Genomic DNA, 18,009 nt, shown 5'->3' on the forward strand with positions numbered 1-18,009 from the left:
TCGATTGACTACACTCAGGAAGCCTTGCGGCGCCAGCCACTTTCACTCCCCGAGCAGTCAATGCCGCCCATTAACGTTAGTCGAATGTCACGCACCCTGGTGTTACTCGTCGTCATCGTCGCTGCGTTGTACCTGGCGCTGTGCGTGGCGCTGTTCGTGTTCCAGCGGACACTGATTTATTTCCCGCAACCGCGTACCGTCGGCGGCGCCGAGACACTGCTCACCCTGCCGGTCGCCGACGCGCAGGTGCTGGTCTCCACCCGACCTCACGAGGGTCCCAACGCGCTGATTTATTTCGGCGGCAATGCCGAAGACGTCTCGCGCAACCTGCCCGGGTTCACCCAAGCGTTCCCTGACTACGCGCTGTATCTGCTGCATTACCGCGGCTACGGCGGCAGTTCCGGCTCGCCTTGCGAAGAAGCCATTGCCCGCGATGCCATCACATTGTTCGACCTGGTGTATGCCCATCATCGGCATGTGGCGGTGGTCGGACGCAGCCTGGGCTCCGGGGTTGCCGTGCGCCTTGCCAGCGAACGCCCGGCCGCGCGACTGGTGCTGATCACGCCCTACGACAGCCTCGAAGGGCTGGCCGCCCGTCAGTTCCGCTGGTTTCCGGTGCGTTGGTTGTTGAAGGATAAATTCCAGTCCTGGCGCTACGCTGCCCGCATCACGGTGCCGACGGTATTGATCGCGGCCGGGCATGACGAGGTGATTCCGCGCTCAAGTACCGAGCGTCTGTTGAGTCATTTCACCACTGGTGTGGCGTCATTGCAGGTCATTGCAGGGACGGGACATAACTCGATCAGCGAAAGCCCCGACTACCTCAAACGTCTGGGTGAAGGGTTGTAAAACCTCAGTGCAACTGGCCTTTTCCCATGACGAAATACGACCGTTGATCCGGGATTTTTCTGCGAGCCAATAAAAACATATTTTTATGTCTATATTGATATTGTCGAACGTTCCCACTCTCAGAGGGTCCCGTCATGAATATCAAAACCCTGGCTTTGCTCCTGCTGGCTTTGTGTGCGCAACCGGTCTGGAGCCAAACGCCCGCCGCCTCGCCTGCCGCTGTCGACAGCCCCGCGCTGACCACGCGCCTGGCCGAGCGAGACCTTTGGGTCGAACACATTTTCTGGATCAGAAACTACGCGTTGGCCAATCAATCCGCCGATAAAAAGCAAGCCAAAGTCGCGGCGGACCAGGTCGTCGACAATGCGACCAAAATCGCCAACAGCATCGCCCCGCTCTACGGCCAACCGGCGGCGGATCAACTGCTCAAGCTGCTGGCCGGTCACTGGGGCGCGGTGAAACACTACAGCGATGCCACTGTCGCGAAAGACGCCAAGGGCAAGCAGGCTGCCGTCGCCGAGCTGACCAGCAATGCCAAGGCGATTGCGGCTTTCCTGGCCACCGCCAACCCCAATCTGCCTGAAGCCACACTGGTCAACATGCTGTCGGCCCATGGCGGTCACCACATCGCCCAGATCGATGAGTTTGCCGCACACGATTACGCCGGCGAAGCCCGCACCTGGGCGATGATGCGCACGCACATCCAGGCCCTTGCCGACGCGCTGACCGCCGCGCTGGTCAAGCAGTTCCCTGACAAGTTCTGATATCGCGCGAGGGCATCCCATGCTGGAAGGACTGGGCCGAACACAGCAGGACCTGCTCAATGCGCTACTGCACCATGCGGGCGGCATGAGCATTGACGAGTTGGCTGAACATCTGGCCGTCACGCGCACGGCGATCCGCCAACATTTGGCCGCGCTGGAGCGTGACGGACTGGTGCTGCGCGGCGACACCCGTCCGACGGGTCGTCGTCCGGAGCAGCTGTATCGGCTCACCGACCACGCGCGGGAGCAGTTCCCTCGCCACTATCAGCTACTGGCCAGCGTATTGATTGATGAAGTCGCCGCCATCATCGGCCCCGAAGCCCTGGCCACGCTGATGCGCAGCATGGGCCGCAAGCTGGCTTCGGACCTGGAACAACAGGTCGTGGACGAAGCCAGAATCGTCCAGCACATGAACCAGACAGGCTACGAGGCCGAGGTGTTTTTTCGCTCGGGAGGCACCCCGGAAATCGTCGCGCATAACTGCGTCTTCCATCGCCTGGCCGCTGCCCACCCGGTGGTCTGCCAACTGGACCTGGCCTTGATCGGCACGCTGGGCGGCGGTGAAGTCGAGCACAGCGAATGCATGGTGCGTGGCGGGCATGTCTGTCGTTTCAGGCTGCGACCGAGAGAGGACCAGGATCCCGTTTAAACGGCGCACCACTCCTTATCCTTCCTCGAACGCATCGGTTGGACAACAGGTAGTTGCTTGTCCGCCGTGAACCTTGTGTCGAGTCACCAGTCATACCCAGCGCTTTCCCCCCACTCCTATCGTCGTCATCTCTTCCGAGTTGCCCGCCCCATGCGCCAAACCGCCGTTGCCTTGCGCTTTTCTTCGCTGTGCCTGTTTTCCCTGCTCCCCGTTTTTGCCAGCTCCGCCCACGCCGATGGGCAACGGCAACTGGTCGATGCCATCAACGACTATCGCGCCCATCCGCAACGCTGCGATCGACGACCGACGCAACGTTTATCACCCCTGACGCTCAAGTCGAACCTGGCCTTGCCCGTTGGCTATGGCGGTGGGTTGCGGGACCGGTTAAAGGCTTCCGGTTATCAGGCAACCATGGTGCGCTCTATCCGCGTAGTGGGTGCACGGGATGCCGAAGAAGCCTTCGATATGTTCCAGGACGAACACTGCGCCGCACTGCTCGACAATCAATACGCCGACATCGGCGTCAGCCGCGTCGGGAGTGAGTGGCAAGTGGTGCTGGCGCGGCCGGTGCTCGACGGGCAGACCGGTGATCCACGCAACGCCGGCCAGGCGTTGCTGGCGCAGGTCAACGCAGCCCGGGCAAGGCCGCGCCTGTGTGGTCGCCAGCGCTTCGGGGCCGCGCGGCCGCTGACCTGGAACGCCTCCCTCGGCGCCGCCGCCCAGGGCCATAGCAAGGCCATGGCCTATGGCAACTATTTCGCCCACCAGGACCCCGACGGCGACATGCCCTACGACCGCGCCAGGGCTGCCGGCTACCGTGGTCGGCAGATCGGTGAAAACATCGCCGCCGGGCAAGGCTCCCCGAGCAAGGCCATGGCCGGCTGGCTCGCCAGCCCCGGGCACTGCGCCAACCTGATGAACCCGATGTTCACCCAGGTCGGTGCCGCTTATGCCGCCAACGCCCGCAGCGACAACGGTGTTTACTGGACGATGCTGTTTGGCGCGCCCTGAGGCGCTGACCAGACCCACCTTGCGGGCATTAAAAAGCCCGCACTGGGCGGGCTCGCGGGTGAGTGAAGTAGGTGGCCGGCGCTGGTCTCCGGCTTACAAGGTTTATCAGGCCTCCCACAAAAGAGCCGTGAATCTGTCTTGGAACTCTTCTGCTTCACACGGCATAAGGGCTGGATCCCAGCGCGGGGATCTTTCTAACCGTGTACCCTTCGGAACGCGCCCCACGTCTCCTTGCTATCCTTTTGCGCATCAGTCTGCGTCTTCACCTACAAGGTTGAGGATAGCAAAACAGGCACGATTGCCAACCAGGCTTTTAGACCGATTTCGACCAGCAGAAAACATGGCAGGACGGAAAAATACTATCGATCCAGGGATGGCGTTACATGGCACATCCAACATCGGTGCCTCAGGCAGGCCGACGCACCACCCTCACCTTGCCGCTATCGCCGCCACCGCAGAACAACCGCTCGCCGCCATCGGACTCCAGCCCCGACACGCCCACGCCTTCGGGCATTGTCAGGCTCTGCAGCACTTCGCCCGATTGCGGATCGATCCTGCGCAGCTCGCTTTCATCGCCTTCCCACGTACCGTGCCACAGCGCGCCGTCCACCCAGGTCACGCCGGTAACGAAACGGTTGGATTCGATGGTGCGCAGGATCTTGCCGGTCTCGGGATCGATCTGGTGGATCTTGCGTTCGCGGTACTGGCCCACCCACAACGTCCCTTCGGCCCAGGTCAGTCCCGAATCGGTGCCTGCGCCGGGGGCGGGAATCGTGGCGAGGATACGGCCGGTGCGGGGGTCGATTTTGTCGATGCGGTCTTCGGCGATCTGGAACAGATGCTCGCCATCGAACGCGGTGCCGGCATGGGCAGCGACATCGATCGAGCTCAGCACCTTGCCGCTTTCCGGGTCCAGGGCGTTGATTTTGCTGTTGCTGGCGAACCAGACCTTTTCGCCGTCCCAGGTGACGCCGCACACATGGTCGACATCGGCAAACGGGCCATATTCACGAATGATCTCAGCAGTTGCGTGTTTCATTCCGGCATTCCTCATTGGGGTTGGTGGCGTTCATCCTAGCCACCGGGCGGCGGCACCGGGAGTAACAAGGTCGTCGCGAATCCCGGCACGGGCGGCGTCATCCAGCGCCGCGCGCGACCACGGCCAAACCATTGCACCTTGCCCTCCTCTGCCAGTGTATCGAGTGTGCGCTGTACCGTGCGCTGGCTGGTGCCCAGCGCCAATGCCAGGGCGGAGCTCGACCACGACTCGCCATCGGCGAGGCAGGCAAATACCGCGGCAAACTTTTCCTCGACCGGCGGCGCCAGCGTCACCACCTGCGTACACACCGGTGATTGCAGGGCAAAACCGCGAGCCGTCGCGGTGATGCCGGCCAAGGGCTTGAGTGCCTGACGCAACCTGCCGATTTCCACGCGAAGCCGGGCGCGATGGGATTCATCCGAGAGCTTCAAGCGGAACGCCCGCGCGATCAGCGTTTCCCGCGCTACGTCGGCGGGCCACGCTTCGGCCAACGCTCGGGCAAGCATGAACAGAATCGGCCGCGTCGCGAGCGACACCGACATGCCACAGCCACGCACAGCGTACCGGCAGGCATCCACCACCAGCGACGTGGAACCGAGCAACGCTTGAACTTCACCGAGCAACAGCGGCCGTGCCTCACCCTGGGCAATCAGGCGTGCCGCGGGGGCATCGAGCAGGCGCGCAGCGTGTTCGACCTCGGCCATCAGCGCGGCAATCCCCGCTTGACCAGCCGCTTGCCCGGCCCTGGTCAATGCGTCCCGTGCCGCGTTCGATTGCAGGCGTCGAATGGCAATACCCGCCAGTACCAGTTCATGGGTCGCACGCAATGCCGGCGGCAATGGCCCGGGATCGAGTTCGGCCAATCGCTGCTGCGCCTCATCGAGCTGACCAATCAGCAGCAACCGGCGGATTTGCAGATACCGCGCATGGGCGGCATTGACCCGATCACCGTGGTGTTCAAGGGTGACCCGCGCCGTTTCGAGCGCCTTGACCGGCCACCCGAGTTCCCGCGAAGCCAGGGCGATTTCGGCCTCGGCCACCACACAGCGCGCACGGGCCAGCACTTCCCCGGGCGCAAAGGCCCGTTGCGCACGCTTGACCAGCGCCCGGGCCCGCACCAGGTCGCCCAGTTGCGCCATGGCGATACCGCGCAGGGCCAGCGCCGGCGCATCGTCGCGCAAGGCCACACGGTCCAGTGCGCCCAGCGGATTGCCCGCCGCCAGCGCCTGTGCGGCTGCCATGATCATCGAGTCCATCGCAATCCCGCCACACTTGTCACTCCCCTCATTCGATACCCGGGTTTAGTCTAAATCACGACCTTTCACCAGGAGCGTACAACGATGAACACGCACAATACCGCGACCCGGGAACAATGGCTGGCAGCACGCTTGCAACTGCTCGAAGCGGAAAAGGCCCTGACCCGACGCAGCGATGAAGTGGCCAGGCAACGCCAGGCATTGCCCTGGGTTCGCGTCGACAAGACGTACCGTTTCGATACCGACAACGGCAGCGCAACCCTGGCCGAGCTCTTTCAAGGACGCTCGCAACTGCTGGTCTACCACTTCATGTTCGGGCCCGACTACACGGCCGGCTGCCCGTCCTGCTCAGCCATCGCCGATAGTTTCGACCCCATCGTCGTCCACCTGGCAAACCACGACGTGACCCTGATGGCCATATCCCGCGCGCCGTTGGCGAAACTGCAGGCCTACAAGCGCCGAATGGGCTGGACCTTCCCCTGGGCCTCGGCCGCCGACAGCGACTTCACCGCCGACTTCAACGTTTACTTCACCGAAGCGCAGCAGCGTGAAGGGCTGGTCGAGTACAACTACCAGCGCGGCGGCCATGCCATGGACGCCAGTGAAGTTCCGGAACCGGTGAAACAGTTCGCCGCAACCTGTGGCACCGATGCGCCGACCTATACCCGCGACAGGCCAGGACTGAGTACGTTTGTGCTGGAAGACGGCGAGATCTATCACACCTATTCCACCTACGCCCGGGGCTTGGACGGATTGTGGGGCATGTACCAATGGCTCGACCGCGCACCCAAGGGGCGCAATGAAACGGGGCCCTGGTGGCGTCGGCATGATGAGTACCAGTGAGCGCCAGCGGTGTCACTGACCGCTGATGAAGACGTCCGCCAGTTTGTCCACCGACGCCGTCAACTAATTCCCCTCGATTCATGAGCGATCCGGCAACAGTGTTTATCCCGCGAGCCGATATTTGCGCCCCCGCCAAACGCCTAATATCGGCTCTACCCAAGTGAGCAAACCCAATCAGATGCAACCCGCTCACAAGGCTGAATACCCTTGCAGGACAACGCTTGAACCACGAGGTGAAATCATGAAACTGTTGAACATCGCACTCTTTGTTGCCCTTGGCACCGCCGGTGCCCAGGCCTTTGCAGACGACAGCCACTCGACTGCCGCCACCGGCCAGACGCCGCTTGAAACCTACACCTACGGCACCAGGCTCGATATCAAGCGCGTCATCGAAGTCTCGCAAGTCGCCGATGAATGCGGACCGGTCCCGGCGCGCATGACCTATGAAGATTCCCAGGGTCAACGTCGCACCATTGAGTATCAAGTGATGGGCACCGGATGCTCGAACGGTTGAACACTGTATGGACGATGGAGGGTCGACACTCCATGCGTACAGCGCCAGCCACATCGCTACACAGATGCACCGACAATTTTTTCATCAGAGGCGAGCAAACCCGGAATGGAATGCTTCAGAAATTCCACCCAGGTTTTTATTTTTGCATCCACGAACTTGCGTGACGGGTAGATCGCAAACAGGTTCAGTTCCTCAAGCCGATACCCCGGCAATACCCGCACCAACGTCCCCGCTCGCAGGCCTTCGACGGCCGAAGCAATCGGTTGAATGCCAATCCCCATCCCGTTCTTGATCGCGAATGTCATGGCGTCAGCCGTGTTGACGTGAAAGGGCGACACCGGTGTGCTGAACGTTTCTATCCCCTGCGGGCCTTCAAATACCCAGTTCTGCGCCGGCATGACCGTGTTGACGATTCGCAGGCAATCATGGCCGCCAAGCTCACCCGGCGATTCGGGAGCCCCGCGTTTGCTCAGGTACGCCGGCGAGGCGCAGAGAATGCTGTAGGTGATACCCAGCCGCTGGGCGACGAATCCGGAATCGGGCAGGTCCCGCGCCAGCACGATCGACATGTCATAGCCTTCCTCGAGCAAATCCGGCAGCCGATTGGTCACGGTCAGGTCAAACAGAACCGAAGGATAGGTTTCCCGGTAGCGGGCGATGGCACCGATCACGTAATGGTTGCCGATGGCCGACATGGCATGGATTTTCAGCCGGCCGGCGGGCATGACCTGAGCCGTGCCCGCCTCTTCATCGGCCTCGCGTATGTCCTGCAGAATCCGCTCGCAGCGCTGCAAATAGCGCACGCCGGCCTCAGTCAGTGCCAGGCGCCGGGTGGTGCGGTTGATCAGCCGCGTTTGCAGCCGGGCCTCCAGGCTGGAAACGGCTTTTGAAACGTTGGTCGTGGTGGTGTCCAGCATCGCGGCCGCTGCCGTGAAGCTGCCGCTTTGGGCGACCGCCGTGAAACAGCGCAGGGTCTGGAAAACGTCCATCGTTTCACCTCAAGGGATAGGCAAACAGGACGGCCCCGTGACGGGCCGCCCTGACGTCAGGCATTACTTTTTGCGCGCAATGAATCCAGGCACACCGGTTTCAACCACCGAGTTGAAGCGTATACGGGTTGTGATGTCTTGTTGAATCTCAATCATGGCCCTGAGCGGCAAGGTCGAGATATCGATGTTTTCCCGGATATGGCTCGGCGTTGCCGAGGTGGTCAGGAACGCTACCCCACGTTGTACCGACCAGGCCAGCGCCACTTGGGCCGGGGTTTTCTGCACGCGCCGGGCGATGCCGACAAGCACCGGGTCCTGCAGCACATTCGGTTCCATGCCATGCCCCAATGGCGCAAACGCCAGCAGGATAATCCCGTGCTCTTTGCAGAACTCCAGCAACTCCCACTCCGGCAAGTAAGGGTGGGACTCGACCTGCACCACGGCGGGTTTTATCCGGGCGTCGGCAACCAGCACCTTCAGCGCCTCCAGCGTGATATCGGACACCCCAATGGACCTCGCCCGCCCCTCATCCACCAGCCGCTCAAGCGCCCGCCACGTCTCGATCAGCGTCACGCCGCTGTCGTAGATGACATTGCCCTGCTCGTCCCTCGGGTCCTGGTTGTCGCCGGGTTGAAAGGCAAACGGCGTGTGGATCAGGTAGCAGTCGATGTAGTCCACTTGCAGACGTTGGCAACTGGCTTCGAACGCGGGTTCGACACGCTCGGGACGATGGTTGGTGTTCCACAGTTTGGTGGTGATGAACAGGTCTTCGCGACGGATCTTGCCCTCCGCCTGCACTGCCTTCAATGCAATGCCAACCTGCGCTTCGTTGCGATAACGCTCGGCGCAATCGAAATGGCGGAAACCGGCGGCCAGCGCCTCCTTCACCGCTTCAGTCGTGGTGGCGAGATCGCGGAACAACGTACCGAACCCAACCGCCGGCATCTCGACCGCCCCATGGTTGAGCAGGAATCCGGTATCGCGCAGTCCGTCGTGAAAGGCTTCATAAGTCATGTCATTACTCCAGGCCGCAGCCATTATTGATACGAAGGTTTCTGCCCGTCGCCCGACGCCACGCGTTGCTCGAAGGCACCGACGGAGTTGCCGCCCAGCGCAATGAACAGCTGCACGGTGTCGAGGTACTGCGCGGTTTTCACGCGGATCTGTCCCAGCAGTGCCTGCTCGTAGGCACGCTCCGCTTCCAGGACCTGGAGAATGCTGTTCTCGCCTTGCGCGAAGGCTTGCTGGTTCAACTGCAAACTGGTTTCGGCCGCGCGCAATGCGTCGGTCTGGGCCTGGTGTTCCTCGGCGTCATGGTTGATCGCCTGCAAGGTGTCGGCGACCTGGCCGAACGAGGTGATGACCGTTTGCTGGTAACCAGCGAGCGTCGCCTTGTAGCCGTCGACGGCAGCTTGTTGTTCAGCCTTGAGCGTGCCGCCATCGAAAAGCGGCCCGGCCAACCCGGCAGCGAAACCCCAGAGTGCCGCGCCGCCATTGCCGGAAGCCGCCTGTGCCAGGGACGCTGACAGCGTGACATGGGGATAGAGGTTCGCCGTCGCCACGCCCACCGCTGCGCTGGCCATGTGCAGCTGAGCCTCGGCTTGCAGCACATCCGGCCGGTCGTGGGCCATTTCCGAAGGCAGGCTCACCGGCATGTTCGACGGCAAGGCAAACTCGCTCAAGTCGAAGTCGGGAGCGATCCAGTCCGCCGGTCCCTTCCCCGTCAGGATCGACAGTGCGTGGCGTGCGGCATCGCGCTGCTGAGCGAGGGGCGGCAACAGCGTGCGGTCCTGCGCGAGACGGGTCTCGGCCAGCGACACATCGATCTGCGTGGTGCTGCCATTGAGGTGGGCCATGCGCACCAGTTCAAGGTTCCTCGCGTCATTGGCCAGCAGCTTTTCCACGGCCTGTATCTGCGCGTTGGCGGAGGCCACCAGCAACGCCTGGCTGGCGACGTTGCCGGTCAGGGTCAGGTACGCCGCTTCGTAGCGGTGTTTTTGCAGGTCGGCCAACGCCTGCTGTTGTTCAACCAGTCGCTTGTTGCCGCCGAACACATCAAGGTCGAACCCCATCCGCGGCCCAATCGCATAGAAATTGGCGATGGAGGGTTCCCTGGTGTTGTGCAGCCGCTGACGGCCGGCCACGGCAGCGAAATCGACCTGCGGATACAGCGCACCCTGCGCCGCCGCCACAGAAGACGCGGCTTGCCGGATCGTGGCATCGGCGGCCACCAGATCCAGGTTGCCGTCGATGGCACGACGAACCACGCGATCGAGCTTCTGCGAGCGAAAGGCCGTCCACCAGTCGCCACTGACCTTCTTGCCCAGTTCAATGCGTGGGTCGGCACCATGAGCCAGACGCTGCTCGGCCTGTGGGTCATAGTGCTGCGACGCACTCGCCGCCGGTGCTTGATAGTCGGGGCCAACGGTGCAGGCCGTCAGGATGGCAAGCAGCGACAACGCCGCGAATTTCGTTTGCAGCAGATAGCGGTTGATGACCCGCGCATAAGAATTCATTTGGCACACTCCACGAACACTAATTGGCCGCAACGGGCTTGCGAAGGAACAACACCAGCGGGCTCACCACCAGCATCACCACCATCAGGATCTTGAACTGGTCGATCACGGCGATGAACGCGGCCTGGCCGGTGATCATTTCGTTGAGCCCGCCCAGCACCTGCAACGGCGCCGAGGCCAGCGAATGCGCAGCGGCGCGGTACGGCGTCAGGTGGCTGGCCAACGCCATGTGCATCGCCTGGGTGTTGTTGAAGAAGAACAGTTGCACGATCGCCACGCCCAGCGTGCTGCCGTAGACCCGGGCCAGGTTGAACAGGCCGGTGCCTTCGGGGCGCAGCGCGGGGTCGAGCGTACTGAATGCGACCTTGCTCACCGCCGGCATCAGGATGCCCAGGCCCGCGCCCTGGAGCGCACCGGCGACCGCCACGGGCCACTCGTCCATCAGCGGCGAATAACCGAGCATCAGCCAGTTGGCATAAACCACGATGGCGATACCGGCGGCCACGAAGAGGCGCCGGTCGAAGCGCTCGGGCAGTCGCCCCATCAACAGAAAAGCGCCAACCAGGCCAATGCCACGGGGAATCGTCAAGGCGCCGGTGGTGTCCGGCGGATAGCCGAGAATCTCATCCAGCATCGGCGACGTCAGGGCCATGGTCGACAACAGCACGAAACCGAGGGCGAAAAAGATCACCGTCGACAACACGAAGTTGCGGTCCTTGAGCAGGCGCTTGTTGAGGAAATGCACCTTTGAGGTCAGCACATGCACCACGAACAGGTAGGCCCCCAACGCAGCCGCCACGGCTTCGAGCCAGATCTCGGGCGAAGCGAACCAGTCCAGGCGCTCCCCCCGGTCGAGCAGCATTTGCAGGCTGATCAGGCCGAGGGTGAAGGTGCCAAAACCGAAGAAATCGAACGCCGGAGGTTTCTCGGCCTTCTTCTCGGTCAGCAACAGCGCCGCCACCAGGAAGATAAACGCCGACAGTGGCACGCTGAGGTAGAACATCGGCCGCCAGCCAAAATGTTCGGCGATCCAGCCGCCAATGCTCGGGCCGCTGACGATGCCGAACAGCACAATGGCCGTCCACCTCGCGCCAAACGTAGCCCGCTTGTCCAGCGGCAAGGTTTCCACGGCAATCGCCATCGACAGCGGCGCCAGCACGCCACTGGCGATGCCTTGAATGATGCGCGCCCCCACGAACTCCAGCGGCGTCGTCGCCACCGTGGCGAGCAACAAGCCAAGGACAAACACGGCCAGTGCCGCCTGATACACGAGCTTCAAGCCAAAGCGCCCGGCCAGCCACTGCGCGAGCGGCATGCTGATCGCACTCGCGGCCAGGTACGAGGTGAATATCCACCCAGCCTGATCGTCGCTCATCGACAGGCTGCCCTGAATCAACCTGAGTGCCGCGTTCGGCAGCGGCAGGTTCGCCGACTGCATGTAGGTCGCAAGCAAGGCGGCGAACCTGAGCGAGCGCGCGCCCTCCCCACCGGGGCTTACCACCGATTGGGCGTTCATCAGTAGTTACCTGCGGTCAATAACGCCTTGAGCGGATGCCACCAGGGGCTGCGAAAGCGGGTGTCGATCCGCACCGTGGCGCTGGTCCCGGAGAACAGCGGCAGCGCCGGGTCCATTTCGTCGAGCTCAAGCCGTACCGGCACCCGCTGCGTGACCTTGACCCAGTTGCCGGTCGCATTTTCCGGCGGCAGCAGCGCGAAATCCGAGCCGGCCCCCGGGCTCATGCTGGTGACGTGGGCCTTGAACACCCGATCCGGGTAGGTATCGATGCGGATGGTGGCTTCCTGGCCCGGGCGCATGTGGGTCACATCGGTCTCGCGGAAGTTGGCCTCGATCCAGATCTCGTGACCGGACAGCAAGGCAAAGGCCGGCGCGCCGTTATTCACGTAGTTGCCCACCTGCAGGTCGTCGACCTTGGCCACGATGCCATCCTGCGGCGCATACACCGTGGTGTACGAGAGGTACAACTGCGCCTCGTCGAGCTGCGCCCTGGCCTCGCGAACCGTCGGGTGACTATCGGCATCGATGTCCGGATTGCCGTTCAAGGCGACCACGGTACTGGCGATCTGTTGTTCGATGGACGCGATCCGTTGCCGCGCCACCTTCACGTCGGTGTCGGCCCGTTCGTAAATCGATTTCGACACGAACTCGGAGGCGACCAGGGCTTTCTTGCGGGCAAAATCCTTTTGGTCGAAGTCAGCCGACGCTTTCGCCGATTGCAGTTCCGCCTGTTGCTGGCGATAGCTGGCCTTGAGCCCATCGATACGCAGGCGCGCCACGCCCAGTTGTGCTTGCGCGCGGTCGACGGCGATCTGGAACGGTTTCGGGTCGATCCGAAACAGCACCTGGCCCTTGTGGACCTGCTGATTGTCTTCGACGGCAATCTCTACCACTTGCCCGGAGATCCGCGCATTGATCGACGCCTTCGCCACCCGGGCGTAAGCGTTGTCGGTCGAGACAAAAGCCTGCCCCGACACGTAGTGGGTATAGCCCAACGCTGCGAAGAGGATGGGAACACCCACCATCAGCCAGGGGCGCAACCTCTGTTTCAGTGGTTTGTTGATACGCGAGTCAGCCGGGTTTGGGCCTGGGTGCTCGAAGGTCTGCGAAGCCGGGATATCGAACTGTTTGGTCATGATCGAGTTCACCTTTAGCCGGGTAATCGGGCCGGCGTCGGCAACAAGCGCCGGCGGCCCGCAGGTCAATAAATGCTGGAAAGAAACAAGCCCGTGCGCGGTCAGGAGGATCGCTCCCGGCGCGTCGGTTTCGTCGCCGCAACACTCAGTTCGCGCTCGGCTACAACAAACCCTGGAACAAGGAATTTCTGATTCCTTAATTTTGTGCGATGGTGTAAGAATATCCCTCGATCCACCCTCCTACAAGGATTTTGTACGACATGGCACAAAATAAATCGACAGAGGGCAAAGTCCGCGGCCGCCCTCGCGCCTACGACCCGCAGACAGCGTTGCAACAGGCACTCGGTGTGTTCTGGAACACCGGCTATTCCGGCGCGTCGCTCGATAGCATCGCCACCGCCGCCGGCATGAATCGCCCCAGCCTCTATGCAGCATTCGGCGACAAGCACGCGCTCTATATCAAAGCGCTGGAGCAATATTGGGAGTTTGCCGCGGCGTCCATGCACGAGGCGCTGGCGGACCTGGAGCTGCCGTTGGCCGAGGCCTTGCAGCGTTTCTACGAGGGGCAGTTATCGATTTACTTCTCGGGCGACGGCCAGCCCCGCGGTTGCTTCGCCATCGGCACGGCAACCACCGAAGCCGTCGAAGACCCGGAAATTCGCGAGGTGCTGTCCGACCGGTTGAGCCGGCTGGATGCCGATCTGGAAGTTCGCCTGCAAGCGGCGAAAAATGCTGGCGAGTTGAAAGGCGATGCAGACCCGGCGGCCCTGGCCGTGCTCGCCTCGTCTCTGCTGCACAGCATTTCGATCCGTGCCCGGGCCGGTAAATCCCGAGCCGAACTGACAGCGCTGGCACGCCAGGCGATCAGAGTGATCTGCGGTGAGTGAAAAGCTCGAAGATATCCTCGCCGGACGGTTGGCCGTGATCTTCTGCGGCATCAACCCCGGCATGACGGCCGCCGCCCAGGGGCATCATTTTGCCGGGCGCGGCAATCGTTTCTGGCGCACGCTGCACCTCGCCGGGTTTACCCCAGAGCTTGTGCGACCGGAAGACGATCGGACGATCTTGAGCTATCGATGCGGATTGACCGCGGTGGTGGAACGGCCGACGGCCAGCGCGGATCAGTTGTCCCTGTACGAGTTCACCGCCGCGGCAGCGGCCTTCGAACAGAAAATCGCACGCCATGCGCCGCGTTTCGTGGCGTTTCTGGGCAAGGCGGCGTATGCCGCGCTGTCCAATCAGCGCGACATTGCCTGGGGCCTGCAAACCAAAACCTTCGGCAATGCCTCAGTCTGGGTCCTGCCCAACCCCAGCGGCAGAAATCGTGGGTTCAGTCTCGAGCAACTGGTCACGGCCTACCGCGAACTGCGCCTGGCCGTCGACGACCGACAGCGGGTGTAATCACGTCGGCGGAATCGTCGCAAGCATACCGATCAGGATGGTCAACAGCAGAAAACCGCCGAGAAAAATCGACATCTTGGCCATGGGGCCTCCCACACTATGAATTGGCGGTACAGGGGCGTCGTGCGCTGCCGTACCGGAGATTTATTGTGGGCTGGTGGCTGTATCCGTTACAGAGGCAGATTGCGCTGAAAAATACGGATCAGATCCGCTTTCAGGCCGTGCTTTCGCGCGTTTCCCAGAGAGGAGTTTGCGCGTGATGTCCACAAACGGCGTGACGATCAAACCGTGCAGCGTCAGGTAACGCTCGTGATCCTGTTCCCCGGTGCCGTATTGAATGGCCTCGGGTGTGGACCGGGTGACGTACAGCGTGCCGAACATCCAGTCCCACAATGACAAATTGATGCCGAAGTTCTTGTTGAAGTGTCGCGGCGCATCGCTGTGATGAATCTGGTGTTGCGCCGGGCTGCTCAGCACCCGCTCAAGCAGCGGCCCGAAGGAAAACCAGACATGGCTGTGGCGCAGGTTGGCCGCCAGGCTATTGAAGATGAACACCATGTAGGTCACGCCAAACAGCGTATAGCGGCTGATCTCCCCGCCGCAGGCGTACCAGAAGACACCGGCAAAGGCGCCGACGCAGATGATGTCCGTGAGCTTTTCGACGACTTCTTCCAGAAAGTGCACGCGGCTGGCCGTCGCCGGCACCAGCACGGGCGCCGAATGATGGACTTTGTGGAAGGCCCACAGATACCGCGAATGAAAAGCGCGATGGCCCCAGTAATGGCTGAAATCCTTGACCAGGAATACGCCCAGCCCATAAAGCAGGGTCAGTGCCAGGTGTTCCTCCACTTGCGTGCGCGCGCCCCACAGGTGGCTGAAGAACGCGATGTAGTCCGCTGAACGCAAGACATACGGATCGACCAGGCCGACGATGGGCAACACCAGGGCAACCTTGAGGATGGCGAGTACGAAGTAATAGCGGTAGTCGAGCAGCGCCGAGCGGTGCAGGTAAACCCGGCGGCCGCCGATGAACTGGCCGAACGAGCGCGCGTCGGTCAAGCCCCGGGATTTGCGCCGGCGGAACAGGCAATAAGCGACGCCGTAAGACATGCAGAGAAAGGATAGACCGAGTCTGCCGTTGAAGTCGAAAATGCCCAGGAACTGCCGGGTGACCGGCTCGATCACCCACTGGGATAAATAAAGATGGATTGCGGCAAGAACATCCATACCAGGCTGCCCGACGTAAATGGAAGGGCAATAGTAAATGAGAATGAGTCTTTAGTGTGTTGAATTATGACCAGCTGTCAGCCACCGAGCGCAATGATTGCCAGGATCAGCACGCCCCCCGTGGCGGCCATGATCACCCCACCCTGCCATTGCGTGGCGCCAGCGTATCTGGCGAGCATCCAGCCGGCGATGAACAGCACCACGAGGCCCACCAGGTTGGACAGGCGGATGGCGAGTGCCGTCTGATCAAGCAGGATGAACGGCACCACCAGCGGAAATGTCGAGCACACGACCAACAGGAAAACACCGAGCGCACCCTTGAAGTCGTTCCAGTCCAGGCCCGCCCTGGTCGGCAAGGGGGGCTGCTCGAGCAGCCGACGGCGCAACAACTCCAGGCCCTCGCTGCCGGCCGCCGCCGCGAATTGCACCGGCAACACTTGCGCAACGAGCGCCTGGCCGACCGCGGCGTCCGTGCCATTGCGCAGGGCGAGGTACAGCTTGATCCTGCGCGTGCGCTCGACCAGTGCGCGCAACAGGTACATGACAGCATCGGCCAGTCCCCAGGCGAGATTGCAACCGAGTGCGGCAATCATCATCGTGCGTTCGGCTGCCTGATCTGCCGTAGACACGCTGATGGTACCGGTGAACGTCATGGCCATCAGCAGGCCGAAGATCACCTCGGTAATGCGCTCGACAGGGTCAAGTACCGGCGCCCTTTCGAATTGACCAGTGGTTTGCATGATTTCACCTCGCCCGGGGGTGCCTGCACGATGTCGGTCAACGCTTCGGCCAGCCGCCGGTTGCTCAAGCTGGGCATCCGCGTTCCCGTCAAGTGTAGATTGAACGGCTACACTCTTGCGCACACGTCACCTGTTTCAAGAGGAGTGATTCATGCTTGATTACTTCGCGCTGGGCCTGCTGATCTTTGTCGGGCTCATCTTGTTCTACGGGGTCATCCTGCTCCACGACATCCCCTATGAAATTGCCGTCCACCGCAACCACCCTCACCAGGATGCGATCCATGCCACCGGCTGGGTCAGCCTGTTCACCCTGCATGCGCTGTGGCCGTTCCTGTGGATCTGGGCGATGGCCTATCGAGAGGACCGGGGTTGGGGTTTCAGTGACGGACATTCAGCAAAAAGCCATGTGGTTCACCTCGAACAACAAGTCGCCGAACTGCAAGCGCGGATCGAACGCCTCGAGGCGGTAACCGGCACTGCACCGGGCAGGCTGCCAACGGACAATCTCGGCGAGGGCATCTGAGCCATGGATCTTTTACTCATTCTGACGTATGCCGCACTCTGCGTTGCCATCTTCAAGATCTTCCGCATTCCCCTGAACAAATGGACGGTGCCCACAGCCGTACTGGGCGGGATCGTGATCATCGGCGCACTGATTTTCACGATGAACTACAACCACCCCTATTCCGAGGTGGCGCGTTCCTATTTCGTATCGGTTCCGGTGATACCCGTGGTCAGTGGCCAGGTGATCGACGTGCCGGTGCAGGCCAACCAGCCCCTGGAAAAAGGCGATGTGCTGTTTCGCATCGATCCAACGCCGTTCGAATACCGGATGAAATCCCTCAAGGCACAACTGATTGCCGCCCAGGCCGATCGCGCCCGGATCACCGAGCTGATCAAGCGTAATTTCGGCACCCAACGGGAACTGGACATTGTGGTCGCGCGCAGTGATGACCTGAAGGCACAACTGGACAACGTGCAGTACGAACTCGACAACACCACCGTCCGCGCGCCGAGCAAAGGCTTCGTCACCCATGTTTCGTTGCGTCCGGGCATGATGGCGACCAAGTTGCCGCTGCGCCCCTCGATGGTCTTCATTCCCGCCGAAGGGCATTACTTCGCGGCGTGGATGCGCCAGAACAGCCTGTTGCGCCTGAGCGAGGGCGACGAGGCCGAAGTCGCCTTTGATGGCATTCCCGGGAAGGTTTTCGAAGGCAAGGTCAAAACCGTGATTTCGGTCATCGCCGAAGGCCAGGTCCAACCTTCGGGCACGCTGCTCGGCTTCACCGGTTCACCACCGGCCGGCCGGGTCCCGGTGGTCATTGAAATCACCGATCCCGACTATGCCCAGTACGCCGACCAGATGCCCGGCGGGGCCTATGGCCAGGCGGCGTTGTACAGCCAGCATTTCCATCACATCGCGATGATGCGCAAGATCCTTCTGCGCATGGCCGCCTGGATGAACTACATCTTCCCGTTCCACTGATCGGGTAGCGACGGCAACTGACTCAATCCTTGAATGGGGTCAGTTGCCGGTTCAGCGAACCGGCCTGGGAACG

General features: G+C 61.9%; 19 protein-coding genes. 10 read left to right on the plus strand and 9 right to left on the minus strand.

Annotated elements, in window-relative coordinates:
• The first annotated feature begins 60 nt into the window (after positions 1–60).
• The 4 genes from C8K63_RS07030 to C8K63_RS07045 all read left to right on the plus strand — a co-directional run bounded on the left by C8K63_RS07030 (position 61) and on the right by C8K63_RS07045 (position 3,273).
• Positions 61–849 carry an alpha/beta hydrolase gene (locus C8K63_RS07030; protein WP_108216031.1) on the plus strand — a complete coding sequence of 263 codons (789 nt, stop codon included), beginning with the start codon at positions 61–63 and terminating at the stop codon, positions 847–849.
• Positions 850–983: 134 nt separating this feature from the next.
• Positions 984–1,613 (plus strand): hypothetical protein, encoded by a 630-nt coding sequence (locus tag C8K63_RS07035; RefSeq protein ID WP_108216032.1) that lies wholly within the window; start codon positions 984–986, stop codon positions 1,611–1,613.
• Between the two features lie 19 nt (positions 1,614–1,632).
• Positions 1,633–2,262, plus strand: a complete 630-nt coding sequence (locus tag C8K63_RS07040) for a metalloregulator ArsR/SmtB family transcription factor (protein WP_108216033.1) — start codon at positions 1,633–1,635, stop codon at positions 2,260–2,262.
• A gap of 150 nt (positions 2,263–2,412) precedes the next feature.
• A complete protein-coding gene (locus tag C8K63_RS07045) occupies positions 2,413–3,273 on the plus strand; it encodes a CAP domain-containing protein (protein WP_108216034.1) in 861 nt (286 codons plus the stop codon).
• A 406-nt stretch (positions 3,274–3,679) separates the two neighbouring features.
• On the opposite strand, the gene C8K63_RS07050 is transcribed toward C8K63_RS07045, so the two are convergent.
• Together C8K63_RS07050 and C8K63_RS07055 are read right to left on the minus strand one after the other, a co-directional pair.
• The gene (locus tag C8K63_RS07050; RefSeq protein ID WP_108216035.1) at positions 3,680–4,312 is read right to left on the minus strand and encodes a DUF5074 domain-containing protein; all 633 of its coding nucleotides are present in this window, start codon (positions 4,310–4,312) and stop codon (positions 3,680–3,682) included.
• A gap of 35 nt (positions 4,313–4,347) precedes the next feature.
• On the minus strand, positions 4,348–5,568 hold the full coding sequence (locus C8K63_RS07055) for a helix-turn-helix domain-containing protein (RefSeq protein WP_108216036.1): 1,221 nt from the start codon (positions 5,566–5,568) through the stop codon (positions 4,348–4,350).
• 84 nt (positions 5,569–5,652) lie between these two features.
• Here C8K63_RS07055 and C8K63_RS07060 point away from each other — a divergent pair, with 84 nt between their 5' ends.
• Both C8K63_RS07060 and C8K63_RS07065 read left to right on the plus strand, forming a co-directional pair.
• Positions 5,653–6,411 (plus strand): DUF899 domain-containing protein, encoded by a 759-nt coding sequence (locus C8K63_RS07060; RefSeq protein WP_108216037.1) that lies wholly within the window; start codon positions 5,653–5,655, stop codon positions 6,409–6,411.
• Positions 6,412–6,652: 241 nt separating this feature from the next.
• Positions 6,653–6,925 (plus strand): DUF2790 domain-containing protein, encoded by a 273-nt coding sequence (locus C8K63_RS07065; protein ID WP_108216038.1) that lies wholly within the window; start codon positions 6,653–6,655, stop codon positions 6,923–6,925.
• A 56-nt stretch (positions 6,926–6,981) separates the two neighbouring features.
• Here the strand turns inward: C8K63_RS07065 and C8K63_RS07070 are convergent, their stop codons facing one another.
• From C8K63_RS07070 to C8K63_RS07090, 5 genes are all read right to left on the minus strand, one after another.
• Positions 6,982–7,914, minus strand: a complete 933-nt coding sequence (locus C8K63_RS07070; RefSeq protein ID WP_108216039.1) for a LysR family transcriptional regulator — start codon at positions 7,912–7,914, stop codon at positions 6,982–6,984.
• A 63-nt stretch (positions 7,915–7,977) separates the two neighbouring features.
• A complete protein-coding gene (locus C8K63_RS07075; protein WP_108216040.1) occupies positions 7,978–8,928 on the minus strand; it encodes an aldo/keto reductase in 951 nt (316 codons plus the stop codon).
• Positions 8,929–8,951: 23 nt separating this feature from the next.
• On the minus strand, positions 8,952–10,430 hold the full coding sequence (locus C8K63_RS07080; RefSeq protein WP_108216041.1) for an efflux transporter outer membrane subunit: 1,479 nt from the start codon (positions 10,428–10,430) through the stop codon (positions 8,952–8,954).
• A 19-nt stretch (positions 10,431–10,449) separates the two neighbouring features.
• On the minus strand, positions 10,450–11,946 hold the full coding sequence (locus C8K63_RS07085) for an MDR family MFS transporter (RefSeq protein ID WP_108216042.1): 1,497 nt from the start codon (positions 11,944–11,946) through the stop codon (positions 10,450–10,452).
• Positions 11,946–13,082, minus strand: a complete 1,137-nt coding sequence (locus C8K63_RS07090) for an HlyD family secretion protein (RefSeq protein WP_108216043.1) — start codon at positions 13,080–13,082, stop codon at positions 11,946–11,948. The genes C8K63_RS07085 and C8K63_RS07090 overlap by 1 nt, the downstream gene beginning before the upstream one ends.
• 260 nt (positions 13,083–13,342) lie before the next feature.
• Between C8K63_RS07090 and C8K63_RS07095 the strand changes: the two genes are divergently transcribed.
• Together C8K63_RS07095 and mug are read left to right on the plus strand one after the other, a co-directional pair.
• The gene (locus C8K63_RS07095) at positions 13,343–13,969 is read left to right on the plus strand and encodes a TetR/AcrR family transcriptional regulator (RefSeq protein WP_108216044.1); all 627 of its coding nucleotides are present in this window, start codon (positions 13,343–13,345) and stop codon (positions 13,967–13,969) included.
• A complete protein-coding gene (gene mug / locus C8K63_RS07100) occupies positions 13,962–14,483 on the plus strand; it encodes a G/U mismatch-specific DNA glycosylase (protein ID WP_108216045.1) in 522 nt (173 codons plus the stop codon). Before C8K63_RS07095 ends, mug begins: the two co-directional genes overlap by 8 nt.
• A 144-nt stretch (positions 14,484–14,627) precedes the next feature.
• On the opposite strand, the gene C8K63_RS07105 is transcribed toward mug, so the two are convergent.
• Positions 14,628–15,710 carry a sterol desaturase family protein gene (locus C8K63_RS07105; protein ID WP_108216046.1) on the minus strand — a complete coding sequence of 361 codons (1,083 nt, stop codon included), beginning with the start codon at positions 15,708–15,710 and terminating at the stop codon, positions 14,628–14,630.
• A 77-nt stretch (positions 15,711–15,787) separates the two neighbouring features.
• Positions 15,788–16,450 carry a hypothetical protein gene (locus C8K63_RS07110; RefSeq protein WP_108216047.1) on the minus strand — a complete coding sequence of 221 codons (663 nt, stop codon included), beginning with the start codon at positions 16,448–16,450 and terminating at the stop codon, positions 15,788–15,790.
• Between the two features lie 151 nt (positions 16,451–16,601).
• On the opposite strand from C8K63_RS07110, the gene C8K63_RS07115 reads away from it, so the two are divergent.
• Complete coding sequence (locus C8K63_RS07115) at positions 16,602–16,973, plus strand: DUF3302 domain-containing protein (RefSeq protein WP_108216048.1); 372 nt, start codon at positions 16,602–16,604, stop codon at positions 16,971–16,973.
• A 3-nt stretch (positions 16,974–16,976) separates the two neighbouring features.
• Complete coding sequence (locus C8K63_RS07120; RefSeq protein ID WP_108216049.1) at positions 16,977–17,936, plus strand: HlyD family secretion protein; 960 nt, start codon at positions 16,977–16,979, stop codon at positions 17,934–17,936.
• Positions 17,937–18,009 lie beyond the last annotated feature (73 nt).

Origin of the sequence: Pseudomonas sp. GV085 (assembly GCF_003050925.1) — a bacterium.
Classification (GTDB): Bacteria; Pseudomonadota; Gammaproteobacteria; order Pseudomonadales; family Pseudomonadaceae; genus Aquipseudomonas.

What these genes read in the sequence shown, in the direction of transcription:
- C8K63_RS07030 (WP_108216031.1), top strand. Translation starts at nt 61, where the DNA reads ATGCCGCCCATTAACGTTAGTCGAATGTCACGCACCCTGGTGTTACTC.
- C8K63_RS07035 (WP_108216032.1), top strand. Translation starts at nt 984, where the DNA reads ATGAATATCAAAACCCTGGCTTTGCTCCTGCTGGCTTTGTGTGCGCAA.
- C8K63_RS07040 (WP_108216033.1), top strand. Translation starts at nt 1,633, where the DNA reads ATGCTGGAAGGACTGGGCCGAACACAGCAGGACCTGCTCAATGCGCTA.
- C8K63_RS07045 (WP_108216034.1), top strand. Translation starts at nt 2,413, where the DNA reads ATGCGCCAAACCGCCGTTGCCTTGCGCTTTTCTTCGCTGTGCCTGTTT.
- C8K63_RS07050 (WP_108216035.1), bottom strand. Translation starts at nt 4,312, where the DNA reads ATGAAACACGCAACTGCTGAGATCATTCGTGAATATGGCCCGTTTGCC.
- C8K63_RS07055 (WP_108216036.1), bottom strand. Translation starts at nt 5,568, where the DNA reads ATGGACTCGATGATCATGGCAGCCGCACAGGCGCTGGCGGCGGGCAAT.
- C8K63_RS07060 (WP_108216037.1), top strand. Translation starts at nt 5,653, where the DNA reads ATGAACACGCACAATACCGCGACCCGGGAACAATGGCTGGCAGCACGC.
- C8K63_RS07065 (WP_108216038.1), top strand. Translation starts at nt 6,653, where the DNA reads ATGAAACTGTTGAACATCGCACTCTTTGTTGCCCTTGGCACCGCCGGT.
- C8K63_RS07070 (WP_108216039.1), bottom strand. Translation starts at nt 7,914, where the DNA reads ATGGACGTTTTCCAGACCCTGCGCTGTTTCACGGCGGTCGCCCAAAGC.
- C8K63_RS07075 (WP_108216040.1), bottom strand. Translation starts at nt 8,928, where the DNA reads ATGACTTATGAAGCCTTTCACGACGGACTGCGCGATACCGGATTCCTG.
- C8K63_RS07080 (WP_108216041.1), bottom strand. Translation starts at nt 10,430, where the DNA reads ATGAATTCTTATGCGCGGGTCATCAACCGCTATCTGCTGCAAACGAAA.
- C8K63_RS07085 (WP_108216042.1), bottom strand. Translation starts at nt 11,946, where the DNA reads ATGAACGCCCAATCGGTGGTAAGCCCCGGTGGGGAGGGCGCGCGCTCG.
- C8K63_RS07090 (WP_108216043.1), bottom strand. Translation starts at nt 13,082, where the DNA reads ATGACCAAACAGTTCGATATCCCGGCTTCGCAGACCTTCGAGCACCCA.
- C8K63_RS07095 (WP_108216044.1), top strand. Translation starts at nt 13,343, where the DNA reads ATGGCACAAAATAAATCGACAGAGGGCAAAGTCCGCGGCCGCCCTCGC.
- C8K63_RS07105 (WP_108216046.1), bottom strand. Translation starts at nt 15,710, where the DNA reads ATGGATGTTCTTGCCGCAATCCATCTTTATTTATCCCAGTGGGTGATC.
- C8K63_RS07110 (WP_108216047.1), bottom strand. Translation starts at nt 16,450, where the DNA reads ATGCAAACCACTGGTCAATTCGAAAGGGCGCCGGTACTTGACCCTGTC.
- C8K63_RS07115 (WP_108216048.1), top strand. Translation starts at nt 16,602, where the DNA reads ATGCTTGATTACTTCGCGCTGGGCCTGCTGATCTTTGTCGGGCTCATC.
- C8K63_RS07120 (WP_108216049.1), top strand. Translation starts at nt 16,977, where the DNA reads ATGGATCTTTTACTCATTCTGACGTATGCCGCACTCTGCGTTGCCATC.